Raw genomic sequence first — 9,737 nt, forward strand, 5'->3', positions numbered from 1 at the left:
TAAATGCGTTTATTCTGCATAGCGAAAACTCATAGCTGAATCGAAAATATCTTCTCCCATTGAAACATACTTTAGTGGTATCACCACATTATATTGTATATATTCGCTGTCAGAAAACTCGTATATACCCTGAACGTTCACACTTTGATCCTCACCCAGAGCCGCAATAACACAGCCACGCTTGCCATTGCCAAGGTCAAGTTCCCGATAATCAAGCCAAACATTATCATCAGAGCTGATATCAGCCGACTTTGCATACATATCTAGCATATCATCGACCGTGATCTTGTCAAGCCGCTGATAATAAGACAATGACAGATTTAACCCGTCATATTTTTCGTCCACTTTGCCGTCAATAAGATTTGCATAGACAATCTTCACATCTCTCGTGCCGTCAAAATCATCTGTAGTTATCTCATGCTTTTCCAACTTTGCGGCAGAAAATCCACCTATCTCAGGCAACTCTAAAGCGGCAGAAAAATCCGAAAGTTCTATGGTCAAACCGTTTTCAATATCATAACGGTCTGTATCCACCGACCCTCCGTTAAACATATCATAAACATAACTGTCTATGACCATGTAAACGCCACCCATGGTGATATTCGCAGAAATGCCATTTTCGTCAACGAAACTTTCAAGTTTCGTGAACGTGCTATCCTCGTCAAACTGCATTATAACTGCACTGGCTTTTTGCTCGTCGCTTATTTTGTCGCTAAACTCAAAACGAATGACCCCACCCCCGAAATCAGCGTCAGTATACTTCACAGGTATACTAAGGAGCGGCTCGTCAGAGTTTATCATTGCGTTTATACCATAATAATCAGAAAGCTTTGCTCCTGCACCAAAATTGCCCTCTATGGTGCATTTTGCTGTATATGGTATTTCGCTAAGGTCACAAACAAGCTCAGGGTCACGAATTATTTCCACCTGCGAACTGTCATCCGTCTGCGAACTTTCCTCCACACCGTTGGGCGTATCTGACACCGCTTCCGCAGTAGTAGTATCTTTCGTTTCTGAAACGCTGTCTGCGGCTTCCTCAACAGGTCCGCAGGCGCAAAGTGACACTGACAGCAACGCCGCCAGCAATACAGCTGTTTTTCTGCTATTTTTCATATTAAGTTTCTCCCTATTTTTTTTATTTTGTTTACCTTACAAGTCCTTGAAGTCCACCCTTGCCCCTGTCAAGGCGCTCTCCATTATTATTCTTGCGCACTCCGAAAGTGAAACTGCGCTTTTGCAGGTCATCATGGCTTTTTGTATGCAAAGTCCGAAAACTATGTGAAGCTCTCCCCTGCCTGCTGACTTCTGTGCTATAGGCAGAAGCGGTTGCCAAAGAAGCTTTATATAGCTTTGGACAGTTTCGCCTGTGGTGCAGTTTCTTATTTTGCCAAAGCTTGCGCCCCCTGCGTTTGCCGCAGTGTAGCGGAGCATTTTCCCAACGTCCGTAAAAGGCTGGTTATATTTTTTAAGCACTCCTGCGGTAAAAGACCACACTGAGTAGTTATTGCCCACAAGCTTTTCGTCAATGATATCGCCGTAGAAATACTTTCTGCCTGACTTATCAGTGAACACTGTGAAAACGTCCTCCTCTTGAACTCCCTCTGTCATGAAAAGCCTTCTCACGTCCTGCTGACAGGAATAGCCTGCAAGAGAGCCTATACAGCACAAAAGGGATTGTGGGTGGACATAGCCCTCGGGGCTTCTCATAGCTCTGAGAAGTCTGTCGAATATTTCAAAGGCACTGCTTTTATATTGTTCAAGTTCCATTTTTATCACCGTTTCTCACGTTTTCTCCCCTTTTTATCTTTTTTATCACAAATCTGATGATATTAACATAAATCACCGCAAGCCCAAAGCCACCAAGCAGACCTGTTACCAGCCGACGCTTATTGGTGGACTTTTTCACCCCTGAATACTGCAATGACCAATCCAGCATGGTAGTTTCACAGCAGAGTACGGCCGTGAGGGTGGTTATGTTTTTCTTTATGGCTATCGGAAAGCCTACAAGCTGTCCTGCAAGCACGCCTGTACATCTTGCGCACACCGGAAACTGCCAGCCGTGAAAAAAGAAGCTTCTGTCGGGGCGCTGATGACAGCCTGCCGACGCACCAAGCTTCATAAGATAAAGCCACAGTGCATATGGGTCTTTTCTCATTCTCATGCTATGCTCTGAACTTATAATCGCAATCAGGACAGACCCAATAGGAGCGTGTTTTTGACTTGCTTTCCATGCCGCAAAGTCCGCAGATAAGCCCTGGCAGTCCGAACAGTATATAGCCGCAGCAGCCTTTTCCAAAGCCGTATTTGCCGCTTCTGTAGTCTGTTTCGCTTATAAGCTGACAGTTCCTGCCACCACATTTTGGGCAGCGTTTGCCTGTACAAAAATCTGCCATGGTGTTTTCCGCCTTTCTTTTGTGTGGTGTTTATCAAATAAAATTCAGGGGCTTGACGATCTGAAAAGACCTATCAGCCCGCTGAAATATTTTTATCCTTTGATATTATACGTTTATTTCTGCAACATCGTCAGACACGCCGTTTGCTTCGACAACAGGCTTTACGCAATTTTCGATAAACTCGTCCACCTGCTGTGGGCATCTGCCGATAAAGTTCTCAGGCTTCATTATCTTATCCATTTCTTCCTTTGTTATCATGAACATAGGGTCGTTGAGGATAAGCTCGCAGAGGTTATTGTCAAGTCCCTCTTTCTTAACTCTTGCACCTGCTACCATTGAATATTCTCTTATTCTCTCGTGGAGTTCCTGTCTGTTTCCGCCCTTTTCTACAGCGTCCATCATAATGTTCTCGGTAGCCATGAAAGGAAGCTCTGCCATAACTCTTCTTCTGATGATCTTGTCATATACTACCAAGCCGTTGTCAGGATCTGTAACATTGAGCATGATATTGAGTATAGCGTCAACGCCGAGAAAGGCTTCGGCAACGGAAATTCTCTTGTTTGCAGAGTCGTCGAGAGTTCTCTCAAACCACTGTGTACCTGCTGTGAATGCAGGGTTGAGAACGTCGCAGATAACGTATCTGGCAAGTGATGTTATTCTCTCATCTCTCATTGGATTTCTCTTATATGCCATAGCGGAAGAGCCTATCTGATTTTTCTCGAACGGCTCTTCGATCTCCTTGAATGACTGCAAAATTCTTATGTCGTTTGAGAACTTCATAGCAGACTGAGCGATACCGGCAAGAACTGAGCATACCTGATAGTCCATTTTTCTTGAATAGGTCTGACCTGAAACCGGAACGACAGCGTCAAAGCCCATTTCCTCAGCTATCATCTTTTCAAGCTCTTTTACCTTATCAGTATCACCGTGGAAAAGCTCCATAAATGAAGCCTGAGTGCCTGTAGTTCCCTTTGAGCCGAGGAGCTTGAGGTTAGCAAGTCTGAAATCCAGATCTTCAAGATCCATAAGAAGCTCGTTGCACCAAAGAGTAGCTCTTTTGCCCACTGTTGTGAGCTGTGCAGGCTGGAGGTGAGTATAAGCAAGGCAAGGCATAGCCTTATACTTATCGGCAAACTTTGCAAGCTGGTCGATGACCTTAACAAGCTTTCTCTTTACGACCTTAAGTGCATCTCTCATGATGATAACGTCTGTGTTATCGCCTACATAGCATGAAGTTGCGCCAAGGTGAATGATACCTGCTGCCTTTGGACAAACAAGGCCATAAGCATAAACGTGTGACATAACGTCATGACGAACAAGCTTTTCACGCTCAGCGGCAGCGGCATAATCTATATTATCAATGTTAGCTTCAAGCTCGTCTACCTGCTCCTGAGTAACATTAAGACCGAGCTTCATTTCAGCACGGGCAAGGGCTACCCACAGCTTTCTCCAAGTAGTAAACTTCTTGTCAGCAGAGAAAATAAACTGCATTTCCTTGCTTGCATATCTGGTACAAAACGGGCTTTCATAAGAATTTGTCATTGTTCTTCGACCTCTTTCGTAATATTATATAATGTATACACATTTATTATAGCATATTTTTTGCGGGTTTACAATAGGTTTAAGGAGAAATGTTTACAGTGGGACAACAATGGATAGGAAAGGAGCTTTTAAAAGTTAAATTTCTGTAAATTTTCAAGTAGAAACAGAGCTGTGCTTGACTTTTTGGGGCGGATATGTTATGATATTAAAGCCGCATATTCACGGTCATAAGTGTTTGTATTTGCAGACCACCGTGCGTAGCGAGTTTATTTAAAGGTAGGTGCATTCGTAATGTACGCAGTAATTGAAACAGGCGGAAAGCAGTATCAGGTTAAGCCTGGTGATGAGGTTTTCGTAGAAAAGCTGGACGTAAACGCTGAGGACGCTGTTACTTTCGATAAGGTAATGGTTGTTGGCGCTGACGACGGTATCAAGGTTGGCGCTCCATATGTTGACGGCGCTTCCGTAACAGCTAAGGTCATCAAGAACGGCAAGTCCAAGAAGGTGACTGTATTCACTTACAAGCCAAAGAAGGGCGAAAAGACCAAGATCGGTCACAGACAGCCTTACACTAAGGTTATGATCGAAGCTATCAACGCATAATGATCTGTGCTGATTTTTTCAGAAATGAGCATGACAGACTTGTGGGATTTCGTATAACGGGTCACGCAGGTTACGCAGATTATGGCGAGGACGTATGCTGTGCAAGCGTATCGTCTGCTGTAATGTTGACGGCTAACACTGTCACTGAGGCTTTTAAGATAAAGGCCGATGTCGCAGTGGAAGAAAACGAAATAATATTAAGGCTTGAAAATGACAGCTCAGAGGAGGGGGACAAGCTTCTTTTAGGGCTTCTCACTCATTTATATTTCCTAGCTGAGGAATTTTCAGGCAGGATCAAAGTCACGGTCAGAGATAACTGATCGGACGGATTACATTTTATGGAGGTGTAATTTAGATGATTAAGATTTCAATGCAGTTTTTCGCTCATAAAAAGGGAATGGGTTCTACAAAGAACGGACGTGATTCTGAGTCAAAGAGACTTGGCGTAAAGAGAGCTGACGGTCAGTTCGTACTGGCTGGTAACATCCTCGTTCGTCAGAGAGGTACTCACATTCACCCAGGCGAGAACGTTAAGAAGGGTTCTGACGATACTCTGTTCGCAACAAGCGACGGTGTTGTAAGATTTGAAAGACTCGGTAGAGACCGCAAGAAGGTTTCGGTTTATCCCAAGGCTTAATTTTGTAACATATGACCCTGAGCCTTAGGCTTGGGGTCTTTTGTTGGTTAATGACAACTAAATTTACGCATAATATCATTTATAAGGAGGTTTGATCATGTTTGTCGATCAGGCGAAGATCTATATAAAAGCCGGTGACGGCGGTGACGGTGCAGTTTCATTCCACCGTGAGAAATATGTTGCGGCAGGCGGTCCGGACGGCGGTGACGGCGGTAAGGGCGGAGATATTGTTTTCGTTGTTGACGACAATATCTCAAACCTTATAGATTTCAGATATAAGAGAAAATATGTTGCCGAAAAGGGGCAGAACGGCGGCGGCAAAAACTGCTCAGGCAGGAATGCTCCCGACCTTGTGGTGAAAGTTCCTAGAGGCACTGTTGTTAAAGAGATAAAGAGCGGCAGGATACTTGCCGACCTTTCTACAGATGAGCCTGCTGTTATCGCTCACGGAGGCAAGGGCGGGCGTGGAAACGCTCATTTTGCCACTTCCACAAGGCAGATACCGAAGTTTGCAAAGCCGGGTTTCAGTGGTGACGAATATGAGGTCATGCTTGAACTCAAGCTTATTGCAGACGTAGGACTTGTGGGCTTCCCGAACGTGGGTAAATCCACACTTATCTCTGTTGTATCAGCGGCAAAGCCAAAGATAGCCAACTACCACTTCACTACCCTGACGCCTGTCCTTGGCGTTGTTAAGATAGAAGAGGGAAAATCTTTTGTTATGGCGGATATCCCGGGTCTTATCGAGGGTGCGAGCGAGGGCGTTGGTCTTGGTCACGAATTTCTCAGACACGTTGAGAGGTGCAGACTTATCGTTCACGTTATTGACGTTTCAGGCAGCGAGGGCAGAGATCCTATCGAGGATTTCAAGGCGATAAATCACGAGCTTGAAAACTTCTCAATGGAGCTTGCGGAAGCTCCGCAGATAGTTGCCGCAAACAAGAGCGATATGGCTACCCCTGAGCAAGTAGAAAGACTGAGAAACTATGTTGAGGATCAGGGACTTCTCTTCTATGAGATCTCTGCCGCTACCACAAAGGGTACAAAAGAGCTTATGTATGGCGTTTGGGAAAGACTTTCTGTCCTGCCGCCTGTTAAGCAGTTTGAAGCTCAGCCGCTCACTCAGGAGGAGCTTGACGATAAGCTCATCTCAAAGAAAGACTTCCGTGTTACTGTGGAGGACGGCGTTTATTTCGTGGAAGCAGATTGGCTTCTTGACATACTCAGGACGGCTAATATGGACGACTACTCTTCCCTCCAGTATTTCCAGAACGTACTCAGGACCAGCGGCATAATCGACAAGCTGGAAGAAATGGGTATCGAAGAGGGCGACACTGTTTCTATATTCGACTTTGAGTTTGAATATCTCAGATAGGAGGGAGCGTCACGGAAAAGCTTTCTGATATGGACGCTATGCAATACTCCCCTCTGGCACTGGCTTTTATCGGGGACGGCGTTTACGAGATAAGGGTAAGAGAAAAGCTTATCCTTGAAGCTAATATGCCTGCGGACAAGCTGCACAAGCTCACTGTTGAGAGGGTGTGTGCGGAATATCAGGCAAAGGCTGTTCGCAAGTGGCTTGACGAGGGGCTGCTTAACGAACAGGAAATGGATATTTTCAAAAGGGGCAGAAATGCAAAGGGCATAAATGCTCCAAAACATTCCACTGTGGGGGAATACCGCATGGCGACAGGTTTGGAATGTCTTTTCGGTTTTTTATATCTCACGGGGCGTGAGGAACGTATAGGTGAACTGTTCGAGGCAGCATGGTCTGTGGGCAGCATCAATGAATAATATTACATCAAGGAGTGAATCAAATGTCAGGTCATTCAAAATGGGAAAACATTAAAAGAAAAAAGGGTGCAACAGACGCTGCAAGAGCTAAGATATTTACAAAGATAGGCAGAGAGATCGCTGTTGTAGTTAAGCAGGGCGGTGCTGATCCTGCAGGTAACGCAAAGCTGAGAGATCTTATCGCAAAAGCTAAGTCAAACAACGTGCCTAACGACAATATCGATAGAATTATCAAAAAGGCAGCAGGCGACGGCGACAAGAACAGCTACGAGTCAATGGTATACGAGGGCTACGGTCCAAGCGGTGTTGCTGTTATCGTTGAGTGCCTTACAGACAACAAGAACAGAACAGCAGGCGATATCCGTCACTTCTTCGACAAGTTCGGCGGAAACATGGGTACATCAGGCTGTGTATCTTTCATGTTCTCTGATGTTGGTACTGTTGTTATGGAGAACAACGGTGCTGACGAGGACAAGATAATGGAGGACTGCTTTGAGGCAGGCGCTGACGATTTTAACGTTGATGACGATGTTATCGAGATATCATGCGACCCTAATCAGGTTTCTTCTGTAAGAGAAGCTCTTGAGGGAATGGGTTACAAGGTACTTTCTGCTGAGGCTGAGAAAGTTCCTTCAAACTACACAACTATCGAAGACGAGGACGCTATCAAGAAGATGGGTCTGCTTCTCGAGCATCTTGAGGACGATGACGACGTTCAGAACGTTTACCACAACTGGGAGAATATGCCGGTTGAAGAGGAAGAATAATCAGGAAGATTTCTGACACTTTACTATTGACATTTACATATAATGTGGTATAATAGAATCAGAAAGATTTATTCTTTTAATAGGGGTTGCGAATCCGTCTAAAATCGCTTTAATAGGTATTTAAAGGGTCAATTTGTTTTGACCCTTTATTTTTTTGTATGCAGATGTATGTGTGCGCATAATTGGACGGAGAAGCTCATAAAATAATCATGCAGATATGGGGGACTGACGCTTGCAGGGCGACAGTCCCTTTTAAGCTTTAAACGACGATTTTTCGGGGATTTTCGTGTTAAAATCGCTGAAAATCCTTGCAGCTTTGCGGTGCTGTTTGTAAGTTGTGCTATTGACATAAAAGGGGTTATAGTATATAATAATCGTATGTGTAGATATCGCCCTGAAAAGATAAAAAAATACAGATAATGGGTGATAAGGAAGAAGCAGAGAATGATAGGAGGAAACTTATGAACAAGATCTTTTGTTCTGCTCTGACAGCCGTTGTTGCAGGCACTATGCTCACAGGCTGTGCCATGCCTTGGGAAAAGGGAGCTGATGACGACGTTGCCCCCGGTGGTTATTCCTATACGGCTGACTCAAATTCAGAACAGAAACAAGCTTATCGCTGGCTCATAGAGCCGACTATAAACGCCGATAATATCATTTCTTTTGACGGAAGTCAGGTCGACCCTAACAACGAAAAGAACACAGCTTATGCCAACTATTCTGTTATCAGACAGAGCGGCAAGTATGGCATTATAGACTACAGCGGAAACATGGTAGTGCCTGCGGAATATGACGATTACTACACCTGCTGGTGCGGAGAGGTCACGCTTTTCAATATTATAAATGAAAAGAATGATGAGTATGAGTATTGCAGTATCGACAGCTCAAATCAGGTAGTATACTATGCAGCGGAACATCATGACAGCTCACCGAAATATTACTGGAACAGCAATGAGGAAAAGATCTATGTAAAGGACGCTGACGAAGAACAGGGCGAAGAATACACCGGCAAAAAGGCTGTTGTGGTATGTGAAGCTGACGTGAAAAAGTCTGACAATGGTTTTTATGACATTTCTCCTGTGAGCGAACCGCTTTACGGGCTTGCTAAAAAGGACAAGCTTATACTTGATATGCAGTACACTGATTTCTATGCCCCTGCATACAAAGGCGCAGGACTTACCTGCATCGCCTTCGAGAACGACGAAGGCAAGTGGGGATATGTTGGTTCTGACGGCAAAACTATAATCGACTTCAAGTGCGACGGTGACATGAGTGCCTATTGCGGAAAGGTGATAGATGACGAGATGGCAGTTCATCCTTATCTTTTCACTGACGATTATCTGCCGGTATCCATAAATTCATCATATGGTTATTATGACATAGACGGCAACTGTATCGTAAAGCCAGGCGAGTTCGATCAGGCAAGACCTGCTCACAACGGCAAGGCATGGGTAATGAAGTCCGGAAAATGGGGCGTTATAGCATTCGGTGACGCACCTGTTGAGGAGGACTCATCAGAGGAAGAGACCACCACAACTACGACCACCACAAGCTACATCACCACGACCACAACTTCAACGACCACCAAAACAACTTCGGTTTCAACAGAAACGAAAAAAGCAACTGAAACTACTCCATCTTTGACACAGCCAAGTGAAACCACTGAGGTGTCAACGAACACGGAAACTGTTACAGAAACAGTAACGGAGCCTGTTACGGAAACTGATCCGCCTGCTCCTGAGCCTGAGCCTGAACCGACACCTGAACAATAATACAAATATAGAAAGCCCTCAGTCGTCAGGTATTTACTCAGGTCAATATGATTCATCACTTCACAAAATGTATATACTGGGTCAGTTGTTTCAATTATTTTTTCAATTTCTATTGAAATTTTAATTGATATGGTGTATAATATTCTTGTGGTTGGTTATTCATGATACTTTAATTATACCACAAAAAAAGACTGCTGTCTTGCTTTTTGGCAAGATCGCAGCCTTTTTT

12 protein-coding genes are annotated in these 9,737 nt (G+C 44.4%); 7 read left to right on the forward strand and 5 right to left on the reverse strand.

Annotation, left to right across the window (positions count from 1 at the left end; translation table 11 throughout):
- Positions 1–9: 9 nt before the first annotated feature.
- The 5 genes from DW793_RS10010 to purB all read right to left on the reverse strand — a co-directional run bounded on the left by DW793_RS10010 (position 10) and on the right by purB (position 3,935).
- Positions 10–1,113, reverse strand: a complete 1,104-nt coding sequence (locus tag DW793_RS10010) for a hypothetical protein (RefSeq protein ID WP_118157910.1) — start codon at positions 1,111–1,113, stop codon at positions 10–12.
- Between the two features lie 36 nt (positions 1,114–1,149).
- Complete coding sequence (locus DW793_RS10015; RefSeq protein ID WP_118157912.1) at positions 1,150–1,767, reverse strand: hypothetical protein; 618 nt, start codon at positions 1,765–1,767, stop codon at positions 1,150–1,152.
- Positions 1,757–2,161 carry a DUF2085 domain-containing protein gene (locus DW793_RS10020; protein ID WP_252969838.1) on the reverse strand — a complete coding sequence of 135 codons (405 nt, stop codon included), beginning with the start codon at positions 2,159–2,161 and terminating at the stop codon, positions 1,757–1,759. The genes DW793_RS10015 and DW793_RS10020 overlap by 11 nt, the downstream gene beginning before the upstream one ends.
- Position 2,162: 1 nt before the next feature.
- Positions 2,163–2,393, reverse strand: coding sequence for a hypothetical protein (locus DW793_RS10025; protein WP_022288729.1), 231 nt, complete (start codon positions 2,391–2,393; stop codon positions 2,163–2,165).
- Positions 2,394–2,498: 105 nt separating this feature from the next.
- Positions 2,499–3,935: an adenylosuccinate lyase gene (purB, locus tag DW793_RS10030; protein WP_046441833.1), complete on the reverse strand. Its 1,437-nt coding sequence runs from the start codon at positions 3,933–3,935 to the stop codon at positions 2,499–2,501.
- Between the two features lie 291 nt (positions 3,936–4,226).
- On the opposite strand from purB, the gene rplU reads away from it, so the two are divergent.
- The 7 genes from rplU (at position 4,227) to DW793_RS10065 (ending at position 9,508) form a co-directional block, all read left to right on the forward strand.
- Positions 4,227–4,538 carry a 50S ribosomal protein L21 gene (gene rplU, locus DW793_RS10035; RefSeq protein ID WP_022288731.1) on the forward strand — a complete coding sequence of 104 codons (312 nt, stop codon included), beginning with the start codon at positions 4,227–4,229 and terminating at the stop codon, positions 4,536–4,538.
- Positions 4,538–4,858 carry a ribosomal-processing cysteine protease Prp gene (locus DW793_RS10040; protein WP_022288732.1) on the forward strand — a complete coding sequence of 107 codons (321 nt, stop codon included), beginning with the start codon at positions 4,538–4,540 and terminating at the stop codon, positions 4,856–4,858. Before rplU ends, DW793_RS10040 begins: the two co-directional genes overlap by 1 nt.
- A 35-nt stretch (positions 4,859–4,893) precedes the next feature.
- Complete coding sequence (gene rpmA / locus DW793_RS10045) at positions 4,894–5,175, forward strand: 50S ribosomal protein L27 (protein WP_022288733.1); 282 nt, start codon at positions 4,894–4,896, stop codon at positions 5,173–5,175.
- Between the two features lie 97 nt (positions 5,176–5,272).
- Entirely contained in the window at positions 5,273–6,550 is a 1,278-nt protein-coding gene (gene obgE, locus DW793_RS10050) for a GTPase ObgE (RefSeq protein ID WP_118157914.1), read from the forward strand.
- 29 nt (positions 6,551–6,579) lie between these two features.
- Positions 6,580–6,969: a Mini-ribonuclease 3 gene (locus DW793_RS10055; protein ID WP_046441827.1), complete on the forward strand. Its 390-nt coding sequence runs from the start codon at positions 6,580–6,582 to the stop codon at positions 6,967–6,969.
- Between the two features lie 23 nt (positions 6,970–6,992).
- The gene (locus tag DW793_RS10060; protein WP_038672277.1) at positions 6,993–7,736 is read left to right on the forward strand and encodes a YebC/PmpR family DNA-binding transcriptional regulator; all 744 of its coding nucleotides are present in this window, start codon (positions 6,993–6,995) and stop codon (positions 7,734–7,736) included.
- Positions 7,737–8,197: 461 nt separating this feature from the next.
- A complete protein-coding gene (locus DW793_RS10065) occupies positions 8,198–9,508 on the forward strand; it encodes a WG repeat-containing protein (protein WP_181988340.1) in 1,311 nt (436 codons plus the stop codon).
- The last annotated feature ends 229 nt before the right edge of the window (positions 9,509–9,737 follow it).

Origin of the sequence: Ruminococcus sp. AM31-15AC (genome assembly GCF_003462045.1) — a bacterium.
Classification (GTDB): Bacteria; Bacillota; Clostridia; order Oscillospirales; family Ruminococcaceae; genus Hominimerdicola; species Hominimerdicola aceti.

Bases quoted from the DNA above. Each gene is read 5' to 3' on its own strand.
- DW793_RS10010 (WP_118157910.1), bottom strand. From the start codon at position 1,113: ATGAAAAATAGCAGAAAAACAGCTGTATTGCTGGCGGCGTTGCTGTCA.
- DW793_RS10015 (WP_118157912.1), bottom strand. From the start codon at position 1,767: ATGGAACTTGAACAATATAAAAGCAGTGCCTTTGAAATATTCGACAGA.
- DW793_RS10020 (WP_252969838.1), bottom strand. From the start codon at position 2,161: ATGAGAATGAGAAAAGACCCATATGCACTGTGGCTTTATCTTATGAAG.
- DW793_RS10025 (WP_022288729.1), bottom strand. From the start codon at position 2,393: ATGGCAGATTTTTGTACAGGCAAACGCTGCCCAAAATGTGGTGGCAGG.
- purB (WP_046441833.1), bottom strand. From the start codon at position 3,935: ATGACAAATTCTTATGAAAGCCCGTTTTGTACCAGATATGCAAGCAAG.
- rplU (WP_022288731.1), top strand. From the start codon at position 4,227: ATGTACGCAGTAATTGAAACAGGCGGAAAGCAGTATCAGGTTAAGCCT.
- DW793_RS10040 (WP_022288732.1), top strand. From the start codon at position 4,538: ATGATCTGTGCTGATTTTTTCAGAAATGAGCATGACAGACTTGTGGGA.
- rpmA (WP_022288733.1), top strand. From the start codon at position 4,894: ATGATTAAGATTTCAATGCAGTTTTTCGCTCATAAAAAGGGAATGGGT.
- obgE (WP_118157914.1), top strand. From the start codon at position 5,273: ATGTTTGTCGATCAGGCGAAGATCTATATAAAAGCCGGTGACGGCGGT.
- DW793_RS10055 (WP_046441827.1), top strand. From the start codon at position 6,580: ATGGACGCTATGCAATACTCCCCTCTGGCACTGGCTTTTATCGGGGAC.
- DW793_RS10060 (WP_038672277.1), top strand. From the start codon at position 6,993: ATGTCAGGTCATTCAAAATGGGAAAACATTAAAAGAAAAAAGGGTGCA.
- DW793_RS10065 (WP_181988340.1), top strand. From the start codon at position 8,198: ATGAACAAGATCTTTTGTTCTGCTCTGACAGCCGTTGTTGCAGGCACT.